The organism is Vallitaleaceae bacterium 9-2 (assembly GCA_038396585.1).
GTDB lineage: Bacteria > Bacillota > Clostridia > Lachnospirales > Vallitaleaceae > UBA1351.
In genome coordinates this window covers 1392564-1414245 of the sequence record CP121691.1, presented here as the reverse complement: position 1 = coordinate 1414245, position 21682 = coordinate 1392564, and the positions used below count along the sequence as shown (strand labels likewise).

The following is a 21682-nucleotide window of genomic DNA, read 5'->3' as shown; positions in this document are numbered from 1 at the left end:
AACGTGTTTATAGAATTTTTTTCATCTTATCAATTTCATATTTGTTACAAATTAAAAGCTTGTCTGCGGATTGAACGACAATCATGTCTTTTAATCCGACAGCTTTTATCTCTAAATTATCTGACAGTATAATATTCCCATGAGAGTCCACTCCTTTAAAATCCGAGTGCATCACAATATTATCTTCTTCGTCTTTATCATAAACATCCTCATAGGCTGTAAAAGACCCTACATCATTCCATCCAAATTCTGATGGGATAACTTTAACATGTTGTGATTTTTCCATAACTCCATAATCAATCGAAATGCGTTCAAAGTCATCAAACAAAGGGCGCGTCTTTTCAGCTAAAGCCACCCCAGACAAGTTTTGATCAATATAAAACTGTATATTTTTTAATACGCGAAAATGTTTTGGCATATGCTTTTCTATTTCACGCATAATTGTTTTAATGCTAAAAATAAACATTCCACTGTTCCAAAGATATGTTTTTGCTTCAACATATTCTTTGGCTTGTTCTAATTTTGGTTTCTCCAAAAATTTTTCTACTGCAAAAATTTTTTTTAGTTCAATTGCATGCGCAACTTTTATATATCCATATCCAATCTCTGGACGTGTCGGTTGAATACCTAGTGTGATTATGTCTTGGTTTAATTGTGCCTCAGCTGCCCCTATCTTTAACGTTTCGATAAATTCATCCGGCTGTAAGACAAGATGATCACTTGCCAATACCACTAAAGTCGCTTCGCTTCGGCGTCTTTGAATATACAAGCTTCCAAAACCAATCGCTGCAGCTGTATCTTTAAATGCAGGTTCAATAATTAGGTTTTCTTTGGGTAGCATGGGTAATTCTTGTTCAATCGCATCGGCTTGAACAATGTTTGTCGCAATAAAAATATTTTCAATGGGGATAAGTGGCATTACACGCTCAACAGTTTCTCGAAGCATCGACTTATCCGAAAATAATTTTAACAACTGTTTTGGGTGTTGATCTGTACTTAACGGCCAAAAGCGTTTTCCTGTTCCGCCCGCCATTATTAGAGCACATAACATATATACTCCTCCTTTACCTTTCCTCATACCTATTTATATTGATTGTTAAATAAATAGTAGCATTCAATAATTGGACTGTCAATAAAATTGGCATTTAAATCCCTGCACTTCTATGCTAAAATATGAACAAGATAACTTTACAATCTAGATAGGAGGAACCTATGAATTATAATAAAGAACATGTTCTTAACACACTACAATCCACCTTTTCCGAATTTATTGACACCGTTAATGGTCTAAACAAGCTGGATATGAACCAATATACTTCTGAAAACACTATGGTTGTAATGATAGATATGATAAATGGTTTTTGTAAGCTAGGTCCGTTGCATAGCGATTATGTCAATCAAATGCTTCCTAAGATGAGCCAATTTCTTGACACTGTAATCAAAAAAAATATTCCGGTAGTTTCCTATCGAGATTCACATCCAGATGATGCTGGTGAATTTGACTATTTTCCAATACACTGTGTTGAAGACTCTGAAGAATCGAGCCTTGTAGACGAATTGCAACGTCCCGAATTAATTGATATTACCAAAAATTCTACTAACGGGTTTTTGGCACAAAACCCACTTGAACTTTCCTTAATTAATGCCAAACAATTAAAGCACATTCTTGTTATGGGCTGTGTAACAGATATTTGTATCCGCGATTTTTCCACAACTATGGCAAAATATCTTCAAGAAATTAATCATTGTGCCAACGTCACAGTCATTGAAAACCTCGTCGATACCTTTGATATAGAAAATGTCCATGATCGTCAAACTGAGCATCTGCTGGCATTATACCATATGAAGTCCTCCGGTGTTCAATTAGCACGTATATAAGATACACACATATAAGATGTGAAAATAAAAAGATGCTCTTCACTAGTCATAGTGAAGAACATCTTTCATATTTTGCATTAAATGCTCTAAATAAGCATTCATATCATCTTTCAAGTCATCTCTGCGCAGTGCAAATTCAACCGTTGCAGATAAGAATCCCATTTTATTTCCAACATCATAGCGTTTTCCTTTAAAGTCATAAGCATACATTGCTTCTTCTTTAGCTAATCTTTCCAAAGCATCTGTCAATTGAATCTCTCCGCCTGCACCGGGTGTTTGATTCTCAAGATAATGGAAAATACGTGGCGTAATTATATATCGACCTAGTATAGCAATGTTTGACGGGGCAACATCTTGCTTTGGCTTTTCCACCATATCTTTAACTTGATATATACGCTCACCAACTTTTTGTCCATCGACAATACCATATTTACTTACATCATTCCAATCAACTTTTTGAACGCCCAACACAGATGCATGATATTCTTCATAACAGTCCATCAATTGCTTTAAGCAAGGTGTCTGGGATGCGACTACATCATCTCCCAACATTACAGCAAAAGGTTCATTACCAATAAAGCTTTTAGCAACTAATACCGCATGTCCTAATCCTTTTGGTTCCTTTTGACGAATATAATGAATATTAGCTATATCCGATACATCTTGAGCAATTTTAAGCAAATCATAGTTTTCTTTTTCTTCCAATGTCTTTTCTAATTCATAGGATTTATCAAAATGATCTTCAATGGATCTTTTTGAACGTCCTGTAACAATAATAATGTCTTCAATTCCTGAATTTACAGCTTCTTCTACAATGTACTGTATCGTGGGCTTATCCACAATGGGTAGCATCTCCTTAGGCTGCGCTTTAGTTGCAGGCAAAAATCGTGTCCCTAAGCCAGCCGCAGGTATTATTGCTTTTCTTATTTTCATGTGCTCTCCTCCTATACGGTTTCATCAAAATATATATTTTCTAATACCACTTTAGTTTGTGATATTTTTTTTATCATCATGTATGGTCTGCAATCATAGATATTTTGTCGATTATACGAAAAGCATTTGGATACTTTTCTTTCCTGGACTTCATGAACAATCAGTAAACGTCCCTTTGCAAGCATGACTAAAAAATTCTTGACCACATCATAATTATCAAATGCCTCTTTTTTGGTTTCCACCTTTTTGTAATATACTTTACGTACTTCAATTTTTGCTATGCCGCCCTCTTCATATTGGTAAACAAATATCAAATTACCATCCACAGAAAATATTTGTCCATTTTCAGAAGATATCTCCTGATATATGCGATACGCTGTTTTCGATGTTCGTAAAGGTACAAAATTATTTTCATTTTCATATGACTGAGTAGTAAACTTTTCCATGAATTCATGAAATGTTAAAGGGCTAAGGTTTTTTTTGCTTTCTAAAGTCTCTATCTGCGCATAGGCATACTTACTCGATTGAATCGTTGTATTATACTGCTTGGAGACAAACTCATACTCAAATGGTCGATAATAACGTTCATCTTCCGGCAGCAAAATAAGAAAGTCAATATTGTCCTTTTTGGATAGCTCTTGGGCATATTCAAGCATTTTTCGCATGAGCCCCTGTCTACGATATGCTTTTTTTGTCGCAACCGCCACAACATAATATATCTTAACCTGTTGAGTTCCATGTAAAACTGTATACGGATTTAGATGAAGCATAGCTACAACTTCCGTATCGTCTGTTAATTCTGATTCTACAACAATGACACTATTTTCTTGCATCACAATATCAAAATAAAAATCTAAATATTCTTTTGAATCTTCTGGAAACACTTCTTCCCACAATTTACGGATTTTTAATTGATCATTGTTTTGACTCATTCGAACGTTCATCTGCTATCTCTCACTTTTTTTGACGTATTGTATATTTATCTTCCAATCGAATAGGTTCATACGACAATTTTGACTTTCTCAATCCTTCAATCCCTAAATCTTCTTCACGATTGACAAGCTTTGCCTCAGGATAAAATTCCTGAAGAAATACTTGAGATAAAAATGGGTACAAACCTCGAATCTCTGTATTTGCCTTTTCGACATGAACAATAACTTCTTCTCCATCATTAATGGTCGAAGCAATTGACATCGCTTCTAATTGCCCTTCAATATATATACCTAGTGCCTTTGCTCCTAGTATATCCAAATGGTCAATAATGTAATCAATACCTTCAATCTCATGATCAACTTGTTTTGTCATATGATCATGATTGTCTGTCCATTTTTCTAAAAATTCATTGATCTCATCTCGATCCTCATGGGATAATAAACGATATGAATATTTGTTTTCATAATCTCTTAAAAATGCATTGATGTGATTACGTTTTTTTCTTAACTTTTTCCCTGGAAGCTCTCGCATCCTATTAGCATCATATATATAATCCGAATAATTTCGGTCGTAGACGACTTCATATGTATCTGCATACTCTTCGCTTACAAAGTCCGCAAATTTTTTATCTACAGAGTACATAACAAAACTTTCATCAAACTGTTTAAAATACGCGATTGTTTTTTCAAAGGCTTCTTTAAAATACTCTTCTTTACATAATGGCATCTGTGAAAAACAGTGTTCATTAAAATGTCCGAAAACCAACATAAAATTTGTATCAACATAGACATGTTGGTGGTTGCGATTTTTCCATAAAAATAAGGTTGTAAGTCCAAATTCACAACTTTCAATCCTTCGTATCGTTAAATACTGATTATATTTTTCTATATTCTCCAATGATAATTCTTCAAAATCTCTACATGTATCTATATCAAGTGCACTATCTGTTTGCATATAAACCTCTTTCTCTATTTTATTAATCCACTATACTATTATATCAAAGTTTTTAATTATTGCAACTGAGACTGCAAACTGTCCTCCTATAAATGTATAATAAAAAAAACACCTTATTTGGTGTTTTTAATAGCGAAGGACGGAATCGAACCGCCGACACTACGGGTATGAACCGTATGCTCTAGCCATCTGAGCTACTTCGCCATATTAAATTTTTTCGAGATATTCTCTCGAGTGGGCGCAACAGGGCTCGAACCTGTGACCCCCTGCTTGTAAGGCAGGTGCTCTCCCAGCTGAGCTATGCGCCCTGGGACTTGACTATTTTATTACATTTTTCTACATTTGTCAATAGTTTTTTACAAACTTTTGAGTATGATCATCTGGATGACAGGACTTGAACCTGCGACCTCTAGACCCCCAGTCTAGCGCTCTACCAAACTGAGCCACACCCAGCTAATAATTACGTAATGACGACCCAGAAGGGACTCGAACCCTCGACCTCCGGCGTGACAGGCCGGCGCTCTAACCAACTGAGCCACTGGGCCACTAACAGGGGCAGTAGGACTTGAACCCACGACATCCGGTTTTGGAGACCGACGTTCTACCAACTGAACTATACCCCTTCATTCTACATTCTAAAGTCAAACTTCACTTCATACACAACTCTATTAAAACTCTTAAGCTCGCTTTGGTTCAAGCCCTCGATCTATTAGTACTAGTCAGCTGAACATGTTACCATGCTTACACACCTAGCCTATCAACCTGGTCGTCTTCCAGGGATCTTACTCCATTAAGGATGAGATATCTTATCTTGAGGGGGGCTTCACGCTTAGATGCCTTCAGCGTTTATCCCTTCCCGACTTGGCTACTCTGCTATGCCTTTGGTAAGACAACAGATACACCAGCGGTCAGTCCATCCCGGTCCTCTCGTACTAAGGACAGCTCCTCTCAAATATCTTGCGCCCACGACGGATAGGGACCGAACTGTCTCACGACGTTCTGAACCCAGCTCGCGTACCGCTTTAATGGGCGAACAGCCCAACCCTTGGGACCGAATACAGCCCCAGGATGCGATGAGCCGACATCGAGGTGCCAAACCACTCCGTCGATGTGAACTCTTGGGAGTGATAAGCCTGTTATCCCCAGGGTAGCTTTTATCCGTTGAGCGATGGCAATCCCACTTTCATACCACCGGATCACTAAGTCCTAGTTTCCTACCTGCTCCACCCGTCGGTGTCACAGTCAAGCCTTCTTATGCCTTTGCACTCTGCGAATGATTTCCAACCATTCTGAGAAGACCTTTGAGCGCCTCCGATACACTTTCGGAGGCGACCGCCCCAGTCAAACTCCCCACCTGACAGTGTCCCCACACCCGTTTAGGGTGCTAGGTTAGAAATCCAATATTACAAGAGAGGTATCCCAACAGTGGCTCCACGAAGACTGGCGTCCTCGCTTCAAAGCCTCCCTCCTATCCTGTACATGTAACATCGAATCCCAATATCAAGCTAGAGTAAAGCTCCATGGGGTCTTTCCGTCCTGTCGCGGGTAACCGGCATCTTCACCGGTACTACAACTTCACCGGGCGCGTTGTCGAGACAGTGCCCAAATCGTTACGCCTTTCGTGCGGGTCGGAACTTACCCGACAAGGAATTTCGCTACCTTAGGACCGTTATAGTTACGGCCGCCGTTTACTGGGGCTTAAGTTCTAGACTTCGCTTACGCTAATCCTTCCCCTTAACCTTCCAGCACCGGGCAGGCGTCAGCCCCTATACTTCACCTTTCGGTTTTGCAGAGACCTGTGTTTTTGCTAAACAGTCGCTTGGGCCTATTCTCTGCGGCCATCCGAAGATGGCACCCCTTCTCCCGAAGTTACGGGGTCATTTTGCCGAGTTCCTTAACAACGCTTCTCCCGTCGGCCTTAGGATTCTCTCCTCATCTACCTGTGTCGGTTTGCGGTACGGGCACATATAAAACAATAGCGGCTTTTCTTGGCAGTATGGATTCACAAGCTTCTCTACTTTAATTCGATCCGCGTCACACTTCAACCTTAAGTTGGACGGATTTGCCTATCCAACGGCCTTTGTGCTTGCACCAGTTTTTCCTTTCCTGGCTCTTGTTATCCTCCTGCGTCCCCACAGTTCTGTTTATATGCGGTACTAGAATTTCAACTAGTTGTCCATCGGCTACGGCTTTCGCCCTCACCTTAGGTCCCGACTTACCCAGAGAAGATCAGCTTTACTCTGGAAACCTTAGATATTCGGCCGAGAAGATTCTCACTTCTCTCTCGCTACTCATTCCGGCATTCTCTCTTCTTAGCTCTCCACTGCTCCTTACGGTACAGCTTCTCCAATCTAAGAATGCTCCTCTACCACTGATACTTACGTACCAATCCACAGCTTCGGTGGCGTGTTTTAGCCCCGGACATTTTCGGCGCAAGACCTCTCGACTAGTGAGCTATTACGCACTCTTTGAATGCATGGCTGCTTCTAAGCCAACATCCTAGTTGTCTTCGAAATCTCACATCCTTTTCCACTTAACACGCACTTTGGGACCTTAGCTGGTGGTCTGGGCTCTTTCCCTTTTGACTATCGAACTTATCTCCGATAGTCTGACTCCTGATCATCATCTATATGGCATTCGGAGTTTGATATGCTTCGGTAAGCTGTGAAGCCCCCTAGGCAATTCAGTGCTCTACCTCCATTAGACTAAATCAAGGCTAGCCCTAAAGCTATTTCGAGGAGAACCAGCTATCTCCGGGTTCGATTGGAATTTCTCCGCTATCCACACGTCATCTCCACCTTTTTCAACAGATGTGAGTTCGGTCCTCCATTACCTTTTACGGTAACTTCAACCTGCACATGGATAGGTCACCCGGTTTCGGGTCTACGACTACTGACTTGACGCCCTATTAAGACTTGGTTTCCCTTCGGCTCCACATCTTTAATGCTTAACCTTGCCTGCAATCGTAACTCGCCGGACCGTTCTACAAAAAGTACGCCGTCGCACTTTAACGTGCTTCGACTGCTTGTAAACATAGGGTTTCAGGTTCTCTTTCACTCCCCTCCCGGGGTTCTTTTCACCTTTCCTTCACAGTACTATGCGCTATCGGTCACTAGGTAGTATTTAGGCTTACGGGGTGGTCCCCGCTCATTCACGCAAGGTTTCTCGTGTCTCGCGCTACTCTGGATCCTGCTGGCTAACTCAAACTTTCGTCTACGGGGTTCTCACCCTCTTTGACATGCTCTTCCAAAACATTTCGACTAATCTTTGTTAATACCGTCTGCAGTCCGAACCCCTATGAACTAGGTTCACAGGTTTGGCCTCTTTCCCTTTCGCTCGCCGCTACTTAGGAAATCGATGTTTCTTTCTCTTCCTCCGGGTACTTAGATGTTTCAGTTCCCCGGGTTCCCCCTACTAAGCTATGTATTCACTCAGTAGTAACTGGGATCTTCCCAGCCAGGTTTCCCCATTCGGTAATCTCTGGATCAATGGCTATTTGCGCCTCCCCAAAGCTTTTCGCAGCTTATCACGACCTTCTTCGGCTCCTAGTGCCAAGGCATCCACCCTATGCTCTTATTAGCTTGAACGTAGCTTGCTTAAGAGTTTAATACAATTGTGTATGCTCTTTGGTTCTTTTCTATTCTTAATTTCGGTTTACGTATAAACCTTCGTTATTAAATAAATAGGTTTGTTTATTTTGACTTTTCGATATGTAGTTTTCAATGTTCATGAGTCACTTTAATAACTCAATAGTGAAGTAAATCTCGCTCTACCGTGTTTGCGAGTTGCCTTTCGGCTTGTTGTATGTTTTTTGACGTCGTTACCACGACGGCAGTCTCTGCTGCTCATCTTAAACCCTCAGGTCTAAGTTCTTCCTTAGAAAGGAGGTGATCCAGCCGCACCTTCCGATACGGCTACCTTGTTACGACTTCACCCTAGTCATTGATTTCGCCTTAGACAGCTCCCTCCTTACGGTTGGGTCACTGGCGTTGGGCGCTTCCAACTTCCATGGTGTGACGGGCGGTGTGTACAAGGCCCGGGAACGTATTCACCGCAGCATTCTGATCTGCGATTACTAGCGATTCCAACTTCATGTAGTCGAGTTGCAGACTACAATCCGAACTGGGACGGACTTTATGAGGTTTGCTTAAGGTCACCCTGTCGCTTCTCTTTGTATCCGCCATTGTAGCACGTGTGTAGCCCAAATCATAAGGGGCATGATGATTTGACGTCATCCCCACCTTCCTCCGAGTTATCCCCGGCAGTCTCTCTAGAGTTCCCATCCGAAATGCTGGCTACTAAAGATAAGGGTTGCGCTCGTTGCGGGACTTAACCCAACATCTCACGACACGAGCTGACGACAACCATGCACCACCTGTCACTTCTGTCCCGAAGGAAAGTCTCGATTAAAAGACGGTCAGAAGGATGTCAAGATTTGGTAAGGTTCTTCGCGTTGCTTCGAATTAAACCACATGCTCCACCGCTTGTGCGGGCCCCCGTCAATTCCTTTGAGTTTCAGTCTTGCGACCGTACTCCCCAGGTGGAATGCTTATTGCGTTAACTGCGGCACCGAGATTCGACTCCCGACACCTAGCATTCATCGTTTACGGCGTGGACTACCAGGGTATCTAATCCTGTTCGCTCCCCACGCTTTCGTACCTCAGCGTCAGTTACAGTCCAGAAAGCCGCCTTCGCCACTGGTGTTCTTCCTAATATCTACGCATTTCACCGCTACACTAGGAATTCCACTTTCCTCTCCTGTACTCTAGCCCACCAGTTTCAAATGCAATCCCGGAGTTGAGCTCCGGGCTTTCACATCTGACTTAATGGGCCGCCTACGTACCCTTTACACCCAGTAATTCCGGATAACGCTTGCCCCCTACGTATTACCGCGGCTGCTGGCACGTAGTTAGCCGGGGCTTCTTAGTCAGGTACCGTCATTTTCTTCCCTGCTGATAGAAGTTTACAATCCGAAAACCGTCTTCCTTCACGCGGCGTTGCTGCATCAGGCTTTCGCCCATTGTGCAATATCCCCCACTGCTGCCTCCCGTAGGAGTTTGGGCCGTGTCTCAGTCCCAATGTGGCCGATCACCCTCTCAGGTCGGCTACAGATCGTCGCCTTGGTGAGCTTTTATCTCACCAACTAGCTAATCTGACGCGGGTCCATCCTATGGCACCGGAGTTTTTCACACTGTATCATGCGATACTGTGCGCTTATGCGGTATTAGCTAAGATTTCTCTTAGTTATCCCCCTCCATAGGGCAGGTTACCCACGCGTTACTCACCCGTCCGCCGCTCTCCAGCTCATCCGTCATCCGAAGATTCCGTCAAAGCCTTCTCGCTCGACTTGCATGTGTTAGGCACGCCGCCAGCGTTCATCCTGAGCCAGGATCAAACTCTCAAATTAAAAGTTTTTTATCCTCGCTTAAACACTAGCTGTTCGCTATTACTGTTACTTGATCTCTCAAGAATTGTTTGGTATAACTTGGTTTACTTCACTATTCAATTATCAAATGTTCATTTGGTATTTTTTACTTTTTCGCTGTTTTTGTCAGCGAAGATTATAATATCATATCTCTTCGTCTGTGTCAATAACTTTTTTTAATTTCTTTTTTAAATGTTCCTTTGTCGCCGTATCTGACGCCTTTTGTCTGTGCGTCTCGCTTAAGCAACGAAATGTATTATAGCACCTCTTCTTTATAAAAGTCAATAGTTTTTTACAAAAAGTTTTCTTAATCTTTATTTTTATTCATATAGTGGTGTTTTATTCGATATCTTAACACTTTTCGTTCATAAAAAGCCAAGAGTTGTTTGGCAATTAGAGATACGGATAATACAAGTACAATAAAAGCTATCGATCGAACTGGCTTTTCAAAAAAAGATTGTATATTAACCCCAATAATGGTCAATGACATCACCATGAAAAATTTCCCCGGAACCAATGCCAGCAAATAATCTTTTGGTCGAATATCTGCAAAAGCCGCTAATCCACCTACAATAATTGAAGGGGTAAAAGGAAAAGTAAGGAGTAAAAATAATGGAAAAACGCCTTTTTCATGAATCCATGTAAATAGCGACTGAGCTTTTGGATGTTTCTCAATGTATTTATGCATGTATTTGCCACCATATCTTTGAAGCAATATAAAAACGAGATAGGATCCTGTGACCGTACCTACATAAGAAAGTACATATCCTAATAAATAGCCGAAAATGATTACATTGATTGTGACAAAGGCTGCCAAAGGTAAAGGCGGGATAAAAGACTCCATCATCGCTAAGAAAATCCCAGCCAAAAAACCAAATGGTCCTAAAAACTCTACAATGGGTTCATAAAATTCTGGCTCCAATATACGTATGATTAGTTCTTTCATCGTCTCACCCCTTTTATTTTGGCATCAACACTTTAGTTATGTTTTTTAGGAAAGACTAGTGATAGTCCAATAAGTATAACAACAAAGGGCCAGAAAATAGATCCGAAACGAATGTGTTTTACAAAAGCCACATCAAAATTTGAAAGCAAAAAATATATTCCTATGATTAATATAATGCCACCCCAAAATGATGATTCATCGTAGTTAATTATTTTAACAATCCCTAATACAATTAAAATTATCGGCCAGTATTTAGCCACACTTATATCCGCTGGAATTATATCTAATCCATTAAGCAACATGACAATTCCAACCAACAAAACGATAAATCCAAAAATTGATTGTCCTTCTATTTTTATTTTACCCATATGATACGCTCCTTTACGCTTTTGTCTTGTATACCCTAATTATACGATGTCTCAATTCGAGCGTAAAGGATAATATCAAAGTTTTATCTCTTTCTAATACTATTCTAATATAAGTTGTATTTTTTTTATGTTCTTATCATACTTTTCTTTTATTGTACTTGATATTTGAATTTGATCTGAAACATCATCAATAAATTTTATTTGTTTGATAATTTTTATACGATTTTTCTCCTTTGAATGGCTTGTAATCTCTTGCTTGTAAAAATTTTCAACTTCTTTTGTTGCAGACAAGTCTGCCCCGCCATAATATTCGTTGATATCTGAATACAAGTCATAAGTTATTGTATAGTGGTATCTTATCGTCATTCCTATAAGCGTTAAGATACATATAATGCATAGTGGCATAATAATTGCCGCTTCGATTAGTACACTTCCCTCTGTATTCTTGAGCATATCCATCTCCTTATTTATTTTGAACATGATTTACAAGGACCATACCCACTATTAATCGCTTCCTTCTCAGAGTATTTTGATATATGATGATATATTGAGTGGCACTTTTTATCGAGATGAAAAACTCGACTGTTTTTCGTTGTATACACAATAGCGCTATCTTCTAAATCTAGGCCACCGTCACCACAATGTTCGCATGGACTTTTCCCTGTTACTTGTTTTAATCGCATCCGATTTACATTGACCTTGATATGAAAACACTTTTGATTCTTATGATACTTTGCTCCATATTCAGTTACATATACCGTCTTTGCAAATCCGTCTTGATCTTCATCCTCTGTATCATCATCTCCTTCTACCGTTTTTCCATATTGACTTTTTTTAATGACTTGATTGTAGGATGCGCTAAATTTCCCCGCACCGATAAACGCATGGAAATAACCGCCGTTTTTTAGTCGAATTGTGTGACGCTTAAATAAAATCGGTACTTGATACTCTGTGCTGAGTATGATTTGCCCACTATTGTCTTCTAGAAATCCTGATGCATGCACAAGTGTATAATCCGCATCAATCTCTTGGGTGTACAATTTTAGTTTTTCCTTTATATACACACGTAATAGCATTGTGTTGATGAAGTATCCCCCTTCAGTTCCAGCGCTCTGAGATAGTTTACTCATACTTTCATATAATTTAACAAGAACTGACGTGACATCTGATTTTTCCTGTAAAATGGTATCAATATTTTCCACAGAAATTTCTTCCGATATATTGGAAAACTTCAAATTGTTTAAATCGCTTGCTACTTCTGGGATAACTTCTGTTAGCTCTTGTTTAAGTACTCGCAAGTCTTCTACTGTTATTGATTGCTCAAGCCCTTTAGAATATAGCGCCTGGTTAACTTCAATAATTCCTAACTCCTGAAAAAAATAGCTATCATATGTCAAATCTTTGCAGACTTCATTTAGAGCAATTTGCACTTTCCCATGTGTATACATAATTTGCATCATACTCATAAAAAATATAAACACGGCCATGATAACAGGAATAATTAATGCCGATTCAACACTCACACTTCCTTCAATATCTTGCACTCTCTTCAATCTGATACTCCCATAATTTATTTTTTATTCGCTCATGAACAGGCATCTGCTGAGTTACCGGCACTTTGAGTGTTGTTGTAATGTTAATTCCATTAAAATAATTTTCAAAGGATCTATCATAATCATTATATTTTTTTTGTATGTTCATTTGTATAAGATCCATCACTCGTGCCATTTTTACTTCCTCTTCTTGTAGACTACAAAATAAAAACAAACGTAAATAGTCGGTATAGTCTAGTGACGGAATAAGGTTTTCTACACCAAATTTCTTTTTGCTTTCTTCTGTAATGTTTTTCTTCATATCTTTTTTTATTTCATCCGCTTTTTTGGTCAATAGGTCGGTCGTGATGTCGCAGCCTTCCTTTATATTATCATCAATGTAGTCTTTTAATTCTTCCGCGGCATAGTTTGAGGCATTTTCATATATTTCTTTTTGCTTTTGAGCTGTAGCCTCTTTTAATTGTTGTATTTGTCCTGCATATGTATTTAAAATGGTCTCTCGAACCGCCACTTTTTCTGACAAACTTGATGAACTATCTAACTCATGTGAATCAACCGTTGACTTCATTGCACCAATAAGGCTGAGTACATCTGGATCCAGCTCTTCTTGGTTTTGATTATCTTCATTCCCCTCAGTCTCTTGAGTTGCTTGAATCAAATAACTATCCAACTGCTCTTCAATTTCATTATCAATAGCCCGATTTGCCACGTCTATTTGAATATTCATCTCTTCTGCTACTGAGGTAAACACACTTTCCATGGTTTCTTCAACACGACGTCGATCAAATCCATTTCCTCCTACATTTTGCTCTACTGCATCATCAAGTATATTTTTCACCGCACTAACAGCCCCTTTGGTCAACTCTCCCGTATCTTTAATATACATCAACGCTTTATTTTGAACATAACGAACCGATGCATCAAAAAGCTCTTCCCAATTTCCATCGAGAGAACTATACCACGTTGAAGCGGTTTTGATAAAAGGCACTTTTTCTCCTGAGGTCAACATAAACACATCAACAATAGCCTCAACCATTGCCCAGCACAATCCAATGACAACTGCTAGTATTGCACCTCCAACGCCTCCAGTCCACCATCCTGCAATGGCATTTGCAATACTTAAAATCGTCTCACGTTTAGCACTATCAATTGCAAGGTGAACTGTATTGCATAACACACGAACGCCAAACAGTATCGCCAAAACAAATTCAAGATTTTTTCGTTCATTAAAATGACCACCCAGAATATATTCAACTTCATATTCAAGCAAATGATCATCTAGCGCAAATCCACTTAGACTTTTTGCATTTGGATCCACTTGACTAACTACGGAAGAAAACATTCCAACAATATATTCGTTGAGCAAAATTTTTTCATGCGTATTTTTTGCTAATAGCAATGGATCACTCAATGTCTTAAATATTTCTTTCGCATCAAATGTTCCATTTTGATCTGTCTCTGATTCAATAGCATTGGATGGAAGTAGTGTCTGATCAATCGTAAGGTATGGATTAATCGCTTCTACACCTTGTATGCTGACTGTTTCAAATAAATCTATGGCCGATAGGGCCTCTACTTTGTCTTTATATTTTTTCTCTTGTTCACGGTCTGCTTGTATATCCATATTTTGATAATCAAAAAATAAGTCTGTTGTATAGCCTTGTATATTTTCTAATACATTACGCGCAACTCCATCAATTTGCATAGTAGCTAGCGTTGAGCGATTCTTGTAAAATTCAGTATACATATGCATATCAAGGTAATCTTCAGTTGTCGAGGATAATTGCTTTTCTTTTTTTAATTGATTGTACTTACGTGCAGCATAGTCATCTGTATAGTCAATCAGACGCTCAATGTCTTGTTCGCATGATGAGAGTATTTCTAGATTTTTAGTTAGCCTCTCTTCAAAGAGCTTTAAATTATTGACTTCTTCTAAATTCACACTATGTACATCCACTTCTGTCTTTAGATCATCTAACTCTTGGTTAATGCTTTTAACAAGCCCTGAAATAACTTGTTCTTCACTGTCGATACGATTTTGAAACCGTTCAATTTTGCCCAGCGTTGCTTGACTCATTGAACTGTACATACGAATAATGGCCAAAGATTTTTCGTGGGTTTGCTTAATCGCTTGTATTTCTTCTAATGCTTCATGTGAGGGCTCTAAATATTGTTCTTCGATTTCTGCCAAACGATCGACTAAATCCAATAACTTTTTATCCTTTATTATCTCCCCCATATAGCCTCGCTTAATATCTTCAGCTTTAATGTCTTTCTTAACGATTTTTTTCAAAAGAGTATCTGACTTTTCAATGCCTGTGATTGCATTTTCAAGAACATCTTCAACAAATATAGTATTTTGACGATATTTTTCGTGATAGCTTTTTGGGAAAAAATCATAGGATATCGTATCCACACTTAGCTTGCGTATATAAGGTTCGTCATACTTTATATATGATTTTCCTCCTGATCCAATCGCAACTCCATCAAAATATAACATCAATCTTTCTGTATACGAATTAAACATCTCAAGTTCAGAAACCAGGTCAGATTTTTCTTCAATAATCTCAGATGATTTAGATGTTTCACTTAATAGATTTAGTTTTTCTAAAAAAGGTTCTGCAAGGAGATAGAATTGACGCGGTCCCATATATTCAAGAATCTGTTCCTTGGCATAAGCATAATCTGCCTCCAAGAAAGGTGCATATTCTATATCATAAGAAAATGCCTTTGGTTCCATAAACGTTGATGCCTTCTCTCGATTTTTATTAAAGAGAAGATAGTCTACTACATATTCATTTTTGGGATATTGTGATGGAAAGAAACTTATATCAAGACTTGATTGAATGATTTCATCAATATGATTGCCTTCCTCCCCTGCTAGAAGACCATACTCGTGAAATAGCACCGGATCAAATTGACTTAATACACTGTGTGCCGCATTATTGGTGCTTGAGCTTAGCTCGACCTCAATAATACGCGCCTTGGTTAATTCCAGCATTGTTGCCAGACAGGTAATAATGCATAGAATCGTTATACTAAAAAAAACCGTAACACTTCCTTTAATTACAAACTCCTCCCTTCATGCTTGCGTTATCAACTATTATAGAGGAGTTTGTAAAAAAGAAAAGACCTAATTATTTATGTGCATCCATTTTTAAAATTGTGTATAACTTTTATTTTCATAATTTAGATAATAGTATTCCAACTCATGATGCCACTGCGCATCTGAGCGAAATGTCAAGTACCATCCTGGCAGACTTCCAATATTTGGAATCTTAACATCTGCGTCAAAGACATGTTCTATCTGGGTAATATAAGCTTCCGTACAATACGGCAAAAACAATTGGTAAATTTCACTACCGCCACAAATAAAAATCGAAGATGTATCTATCTGATTTTCCTTTGTATAACTTCGTATGCTCTCTATTGAATGAAAGATTCGAGCCCCTTCTTTGACATAGCTTGTATCTCGGGTTAATATCCATGTTTCACGCTGAGGCAACAGCCGCCCTCCCGGAAGGGAATCAATGGTTTTTCTCCCCATGATCATAATATTTCCCATAGTAATACTTTTAAAGCGCTTTAGGTCCTTAGGCAAATATGTAAGCAGCTCCCCATCTTTGCCAATGCTATATTCTTTGTCACATGCTACAATTAACTTCATCTGTTTCTCCTTATGTTGCAACAGGTATATTTTTTATTTGAGGATTTTTTTGATAATTGATTAATTCAAAATCCTCTACTTTAAAGTCGTAAAAATCATCCACTTGTCTCTTGATTCTAAACTGCGGTGCAGGATACGTCGGACGTTGAATCATTTCTTGGACAATTGGAATATGTCGATCATATATGTGTGCATCTGCAATAACGTGAACCAATTCACCGACTTCTAGATTACTTACCATAGCCATCATATGTACCAAGACTGCATATTGAACAACATTCCAATTGTTTGCAACCAATATATCGTTAGAGCGTTGGTTTAAGATTGCGTTCAACTTATTGCCTGTTACATTAAACGTCATGCTATAAGCACAAGGATATAAATTCATCGCATGCAAGTCTTGATGAACATATATGTTGGTCATAATACGTCGACTGTATGGGTTATTCTTTAGGTCATATAAGACCCGGTCTACCTGATCAAACATTCCCTCTGCATATTGATGCTTCACACCTAATTGATATCCATAGGCTTTTCCGATACTTCCTGTATCATCTGCCCAAGCATTCCAGATTTTACTATTTAACTCATGAATACTATTGGATTTTTTTTGCCAAATCCATAGAATTTCATCAATACAACTCTTAAACGCTGTCGGTCGAAGCGTCATAATTGGAAACTCCTGACTCAAGTCGTAGCGATTGACTACACCAAAACGTTTAATCGTATGTGCCATAGCACCATCATCCCACACCGGGCGAACAACAGATCCTTCTGAGGAAAATCCATCCTCAATAATTTCTTGACACATCTTTATAAAAATATTATCTGCATAACTCATTATAATCTCCTTAATCAAGCCTACATTACTCACATATATAGTTGCGTATCTCCGATAGGCCTGTGTAATATTTAACTTGATCCATATCCGCTTCACCGTGAACAACCAATGTTGGGGCTGAACGAATATTGTATTGTGTGGCTAAGTGACTTTCTTCTTCTGCATCAATAACTGCATATGCATGCTCTTTTAGATACTCTTTAGCTACATGACAATTTGGGCAGGTTTTTGTTGTAAACAAAAGAACTTTTGGATGCGCTGTTGCTGTTGCCATCTCTGTTCTTGATTTGTCTTTGATTGGCTCGTAGGGCGTGCGTTCTTTAAATTCTTGACTTTTTCCTTCATTCCAATGTTGTACCGGACGATAGTATCCTGTAATTCTTGAATATACTTCTGTTGTTTTTCCACATTGTGGGCACATATATTGCTCTCCATGTAGATATCCATGTTCTTTACAGATGGAATATGTTGGAGAAATCGTATAATATGGCAAACGATAATTCGTGGCAATTGTTTTTACCAACTTTGCCGCTGCTTTCCAATCCGGAAGTTTTTCACCTAAAAATGTATGAAATACTGTTCCCGATGTATACTTCGTCTGTAATTCATCTTGAATCTCTAATGCATCAAAAATGTCTGTCGTATACCCTACTGGCAAATTCGTACTATTGGTATAGTAAGGTGTCGCATTATCACCAGAGGCAATAATACCCTCAAAGCGTTTTCTATCATGCTTTGCGAGTCGATAACTTGTCGATTCAGCCGGCGTCGCTTCTAAATTAAATAAATCTCCATACTTTTCTTGATAATCCGACAGGCGATGTCGCATAAAATCAAGGACATCTACTGCAAATGCTTGAACGTCTTGATGTGTAAGATCTTTTTTCAACCACGAAGCGTTCAATCCCGCCTCATTCATACCTAATAGCCCAATTGTTGAAAAATGATTATCAAACTTTCCTAAATAACGTTTTGTATATGGATACAATCCTTCGTCCAATAATTTTGATATAACCGTACGTTTTATATGCAAAGAACGGGCAGCGATATCCATCATTCGACCTAAACGGCTAAAAAAGTCTGCTTCATTTTGTGCTTGATACGCAATTGATGGAAGATTGATTGTCACAACCCCCACCGATCCCGTGCTTTCACCTGAACCAAAGAATCCACCTTGTTTTTTACGAAGTTCGCGAAGATCCAGTCGCAAGCGGCAACACATACTTCGAATATCGCTAGGCTCCATATCACTATTGACATAATTAGAAAAATAGGGGGTTCCATATTTGGCCGTCATTTCAAAAAGAAGCTGATTATTCTCTGTCTCTTCCCAGTCAAATTCGCTGGTAATGGAATATGTAGGAATTGGATATTGGAATCCGCGTCCATTTGCATCGCCTTCAATCATAATCTCTATAAATGCTTTATTAATCATATCCATTTCTTTTTGACAGTCACGATAATAAAAATCTTGTTCTTTCCCTCCAACTAATGCAGGTAAATTTGCCAAATCGCTCGGAACTTTCCAATCCAAAGTAATATTTGAAAAAGGCGACTGAGTCCCCCATCTGCTCGGGGTATTAACACCAAATACAAAGCTTTGAATGCATTGCTTAACTTCTTTATAGGATAAATCATCACTCTTTACAAAAGGTGCCAAGTACGTATCAAATGAACTAAAGGCTTGCGCTCCTGCCCATTCATTTTGCATAATCCCTAAAAAGTTAACCATTTGATTACATAATGTAGATAGATGTGATGCTGGGGCAGATGTTATCTTTCCGGGAATGCCTCCAAGTCCTTCTTCAATTAATTGTTTTAAGGACCAACCGGCACAATAACCTGTCAGCATCGATAAGTCATGAATATGTAAATCACAGTTTTTATGTGCTTTTGCTATTTCTTCATCATAGACTTCGCTTAACCAATAATTTGCTGTAACTGCTCCTGAGTTATGAAGAATCAATCCCCCAACTGAATATGTGACTGTCGAGTTTTCTTTTACTCGCCAATCTTCTTCATTTACATAGCTGTTAACAATTTCTTTGTAATCTAAGATGGTTGATTTCATGTTACGCATTTTTTCTCTTTGCTTTCGATAAAGAATATATGCTTTGGCAACATCTGTATATCCAGTTTGCTCTAAAACACTCTCAACACTATCCTGGACATCTTCAATAGCAATTTTATTAGTCTTTATCTTTTTTTGAAAATCTGCCGTAACTCTCAAAACGAGTATATCAAGTATATCCTCTGTATATAATTTTTCTGTTGCTTCAAATGCCTTTTTAATCGCCTCTTTAATTTTTTCCATCTCAAAAGGCACAAGACTTTGATCTCGCTTTAACACCTCAAACATATTCAATCTCCTTTCACTTTCTATACAGATAATCATACCATTCCACATATTATACGTCAACACAAAAACACTACATGCAGTGTTTAATTTTTGAACTAACCACTACATATAGTGTTGATTATCTAGGTATATTATCCCATATTTGTTTTAAAAAATTCTTTTCTGAATATTCTAGAGGCTCTTCAAAAGGAAAGCGCAGCAACATACGATAAATATATACACCTATAACCACCATCACTAGTAACGGATAAAACCATTTTGAATGATGCAATCGATAAACCCATCGAATATCTTGAAACAAAAAGATGGCAAATACCCCTGCAGGAACGAAAAATAATGGATGATAATAAAGTGCCTGTGATAAATCTAAGTTTAAGAGTGCAATATGCGCTCGTGTCATACCACATCCTGGACAAGGCAATCCGGTTGTCAATTTTATTGGACAGATTGTAGGATATCCCTGATATTTGGTCCATGCACTAAAGATAAGTAGCACACCTCCTACAAGTACTATAGGAATAAATAAGTTCTTAATGCGCTGTAAAAAGTTTTTCCTAAACTTATAATTCATATTTGTTCACTAAAGCTTCTTCTAAATAGGCTTCAATATATATTCCATCTGCATCAAATCTTTCTTCAATCAATTGTCCGTATGTACGGATATTCTGTACCAGTTGTGCTTGGTCGTAAGGAATCTTGACTTTAATATGCTGTAATCCATCACGTAATTTTTCTTCTAAATAATGGATGACTTCATCAACACCTTGGCCAGTTTTTGCCGAAATATAAAATACGCTATCTGCCCGTTTGTCTTGGAGCTGTTCTTTATTCCATATGGTTTTATCCATTTTGTTAAATACTGTAATAACAGGAATTGTTAATGCATCCAAACGCTTTAATGTATCATAAACCACTTGCATATGCTTTTCAAACGATGGGTTTGCTCCGTCAACTACGTGAACAATGACATCTGCAAATGCAACTTCCTCCAACGTTGAATGAAAAGCTTCTATTAAATGATGCGGTAACTTATGAATAAACCCAACGGTATCTGTTAGGAGAATTTCTTTTCCTTCCGGCAGTTCTAGTTGGCGAGTTGTCGGATCCAGTGTTGCAAAAAGCTGATCTTCTTCCAAAACCTGTGCATCCGTCAATTTATTCATCAATGTGGATTTACCAGCATTGGTATAGCCTGCGATAGCAACAATGGGTTTGTTTTGTTTTTTTCTATTATCCCGAAGCAGTTGCTGATGTTTTTTTACTTCATCTAATTCCGAGCGCAATTGGGCTACGCGACGTCGAATATGGCGTCGATCCGTTTCTAACTTCTTTTCTCCTGGTCCTCTGGTTCCAATACCTCCCCCTAATCTTGATAGGCTTTGCCCCAACCCAATTAATCTGGATACACGATAATTTAACTGAGCCAATTCCACCTGAAGGATTCCTTCTCTTGTATGGGCATGTCGCGCAAAAATATCTAAGATAAGCAACGAACGATCCATCACTTTTGTATCTAGTTCTTTTTCAAGATTTTTTATCTGAGCCGGTGATAATTCATCATCCGTGATAATCCCTGTCGCTTTATGCATGAAAAGAAGATCTGCAATTTCTTCAATCTTTCCCTTTCCTACATATGTTGCCGGATGAACTTTGTCGCGACTTTGAATCACCTTATCTACCGTAAGCGCCCCTGCAGTTTTTGCAAGTTCCGCCAACTCTTCTAATGATTCTTCTGCACGTTCAACACTTCCTTTGTCGCATACCGCAACAAGGATGACTTTTTCTATTTCTTGCTCTGTCGTTAAGGCTTGATCTGTCATTTTTC

At 38.7% G+C, this 21682-nt stretch carries 15 protein-coding genes, 5 tRNA genes and 2 rRNA genes; 1 reads left to right on the top strand and 21 read right to left on the bottom strand.

Annotated features, from left to right (window positions below):
• Positions 1-7: 7 nt before the first annotated feature.
• Positions 8-1051, bottom strand: a complete 1044-nt coding sequence (locus QBE53_06695) for a sugar phosphate nucleotidyltransferase (protein ID WZL82790.1) — start codon at positions 1049-1051, stop codon at positions 8-10.
• Positions 1052-1212: 161 nt separating this feature from the next.
• Here QBE53_06695 and QBE53_06690 point away from each other — a divergent pair, with 161 nt between their 5' ends.
• Positions 1213-1878, top strand: coding sequence for a cysteine hydrolase (locus tag QBE53_06690; protein WZL82789.1), 666 nt, complete (start codon positions 1213-1215; stop codon positions 1876-1878).
• A gap of 42 nt (positions 1879-1920) precedes the next feature.
• Here QBE53_06690 and galU read toward each other — a convergent pair whose 3' ends face one another.
• The 20 genes from galU to hflX all read right to left on the bottom strand — a co-directional run bounded on the left by galU (position 1921) and on the right by hflX (position 21677).
• A complete protein-coding gene (galU, locus tag QBE53_06685) occupies positions 1921-2811 on the bottom strand; it encodes a UTP--glucose-1-phosphate uridylyltransferase GalU (GenBank protein ID WZL82788.1) in 891 nt (296 codons plus the stop codon).
• Positions 2812-2822: 11 nt separating this feature from the next.
• Positions 2823-3755 (bottom strand): GNAT family N-acetyltransferase, encoded by a 933-nt coding sequence (locus QBE53_06680; protein WZL82787.1) that lies wholly within the window; start codon positions 3753-3755, stop codon positions 2823-2825.
• 10 nt (positions 3756-3765) lie between these two features.
• Entirely contained in the window at positions 3766-4698 is a 933-nt protein-coding gene (locus QBE53_06675) for a phosphatidylglycerol lysyltransferase domain-containing protein (GenBank protein ID WZL82786.1), read from the bottom strand.
• A gap of 130 nt (positions 4699-4828) precedes the next feature.
• Positions 4829-4902 (bottom strand) — tRNA-Met (locus QBE53_06670).
• Between the two features lie 31 nt (positions 4903-4933).
• A tRNA-Val gene (locus QBE53_06665) sits at positions 4934-5006 on the bottom strand.
• Positions 5007-5077: 71 nt separating this feature from the next.
• Positions 5078-5151: transfer RNA gene (locus QBE53_06660), tRNA-Pro, on the bottom strand.
• Between the two features lie 18 nt (positions 5152-5169).
• Positions 5170-5243 (bottom strand) — tRNA-Asp (locus QBE53_06655).
• A gap of 5 nt (positions 5244-5248) precedes the next feature.
• Positions 5249-5321, bottom strand: a tRNA-Trp gene (locus QBE53_06650).
• Between the two features lie 66 nt (positions 5322-5387).
• A 23S ribosomal RNA gene (locus QBE53_06645) occupies positions 5388-8285 on the bottom strand.
• A gap of 293 nt (positions 8286-8578) precedes the next feature.
• Positions 8579-10105: ribosomal RNA gene (locus QBE53_06640) — 16S ribosomal RNA — on the bottom strand.
• Together the 16S and 23S rRNA genes with 5 tRNA genes alongside form the textbook arrangement of a ribosomal RNA operon.
• Positions 10106-10430: 325 nt before the next feature.
• The gene (locus QBE53_06635; protein WZL82785.1) at positions 10431-11069 is read right to left on the bottom strand and encodes a VTT domain-containing protein; all 639 of its coding nucleotides are present in this window, start codon (positions 11067-11069) and stop codon (positions 10431-10433) included.
• A gap of 32 nt (positions 11070-11101) precedes the next feature.
• Positions 11102-11437 carry a DUF5668 domain-containing protein gene (locus tag QBE53_06630; GenBank protein WZL82784.1) on the bottom strand — a complete coding sequence of 112 codons (336 nt, stop codon included), beginning with the start codon at positions 11435-11437 and terminating at the stop codon, positions 11102-11104.
• Between the two features lie 99 nt (positions 11438-11536).
• Positions 11537-11890: a hypothetical protein gene (locus tag QBE53_06625; protein ID WZL82783.1), complete on the bottom strand. Its 354-nt coding sequence runs from the start codon at positions 11888-11890 to the stop codon at positions 11537-11539.
• A gap of 14 nt (positions 11891-11904) precedes the next feature.
• Positions 11905-12990 carry a pilus assembly protein gene (locus QBE53_06620; GenBank protein ID WZL82782.1) on the bottom strand — a complete coding sequence of 362 codons (1086 nt, stop codon included), beginning with the start codon at positions 12988-12990 and terminating at the stop codon, positions 11905-11907.
• The gene (locus QBE53_06615; protein ID WZL82781.1) at positions 12968-15991 is read right to left on the bottom strand and encodes a DUF5702 domain-containing protein; all 3024 of its coding nucleotides are present in this window, start codon (positions 15989-15991) and stop codon (positions 12968-12970) included. The genes QBE53_06620 and QBE53_06615 overlap by 23 nt, the downstream gene beginning before the upstream one ends.
• A gap of 156 nt (positions 15992-16147) precedes the next feature.
• Positions 16148-16657 (bottom strand): dihydrofolate reductase, encoded by a 510-nt coding sequence (locus tag QBE53_06610; protein WZL82780.1) that lies wholly within the window; start codon positions 16655-16657, stop codon positions 16148-16150.
• Positions 16658-16667: 10 nt separating this feature from the next.
• Positions 16668-17498 (bottom strand): thymidylate synthase, encoded by an 831-nt coding sequence (gene thyA, locus QBE53_06605; GenBank protein WZL82779.1) that lies wholly within the window; start codon positions 17496-17498, stop codon positions 16668-16670.
• Between the two features lie 25 nt (positions 17499-17523).
• Positions 17524-19857, bottom strand: coding sequence for a ribonucleoside triphosphate reductase (locus QBE53_06600; GenBank protein ID WZL82778.1), 2334 nt, complete (start codon positions 19855-19857; stop codon positions 17524-17526).
• Positions 19858-19975: 118 nt separating this feature from the next.
• Positions 19976-20428, bottom strand: a complete 453-nt coding sequence (locus QBE53_06595) for a DUF2752 domain-containing protein (protein WZL82777.1) — start codon at positions 20426-20428, stop codon at positions 19976-19978.
• A complete protein-coding gene (hflX, locus tag QBE53_06590; GenBank protein ID WZL82776.1) occupies positions 20418-21677 on the bottom strand; it encodes a GTPase HflX in 1260 nt (419 codons plus the stop codon). Before hflX ends, QBE53_06595 begins: the two co-directional genes overlap by 11 nt.
• Positions 21678-21682: the final 5 nt, after the last annotated feature.

Bases quoted from the DNA above. Each gene is read 5' to 3' on its own strand.
- QBE53_06695 (WZL82790.1), bottom strand. From the start codon at position 1,051: ATGTTATGTGCTCTAATAATGGCGGGCGGAACAGGAAAACGCTTTTGG.
- QBE53_06690 (WZL82789.1), top strand. From the start codon at position 1,213: ATGAATTATAATAAAGAACATGTTCTTAACACACTACAATCCACCTTT.
- galU (WZL82788.1), bottom strand. From the start codon at position 2,811: ATGAAAATAAGAAAAGCAATAATACCTGCGGCTGGCTTAGGGACACGA.
- QBE53_06680 (WZL82787.1), bottom strand. From the start codon at position 3,755: ATGAACGTTCGAATGAGTCAAAACAATGATCAATTAAAAATCCGTAAA.
- QBE53_06675 (WZL82786.1), bottom strand. From the start codon at position 4,698: ATGCAAACAGATAGTGCACTTGATATAGATACATGTAGAGATTTTGAA.
- QBE53_06635 (WZL82785.1), bottom strand. From the start codon at position 11,069: ATGAAAGAACTAATCATACGTATATTGGAGCCAGAATTTTATGAACCC.
- QBE53_06630 (WZL82784.1), bottom strand. From the start codon at position 11,437: ATGGGTAAAATAAAAATAGAAGGACAATCAATTTTTGGATTTATCGTT.
- QBE53_06625 (WZL82783.1), bottom strand. From the start codon at position 11,890: ATGCTCAAGAATACAGAGGGAAGTGTACTAATCGAAGCGGCAATTATT.
- QBE53_06615 (WZL82781.1), bottom strand. From the start codon at position 15,991: ATGCTGGAATTAACCAAGGCGCGTATTATTGAGGTCGAGCTAAGCTCA.
- QBE53_06610 (WZL82780.1), bottom strand. From the start codon at position 16,657: ATGAAGTTAATTGTAGCATGTGACAAAGAATATAGCATTGGCAAAGAT.
- thyA (WZL82779.1), bottom strand. From the start codon at position 17,498: ATGAGTTATGCAGATAATATTTTTATAAAGATGTGTCAAGAAATTATT.
- QBE53_06600 (WZL82778.1), bottom strand. From the start codon at position 19,857: ATGTTTGAGGTGTTAAAGCGAGATCAAAGTCTTGTGCCTTTTGAGATG.
- QBE53_06595 (WZL82777.1), bottom strand. From the start codon at position 20,428: ATGAATTATAAGTTTAGGAAAAACTTTTTACAGCGCATTAAGAACTTA.
- hflX (WZL82776.1), bottom strand. From the start codon at position 21,677: ATGACAGATCAAGCCTTAACGACAGAGCAAGAAATAGAAAAAGTCATC.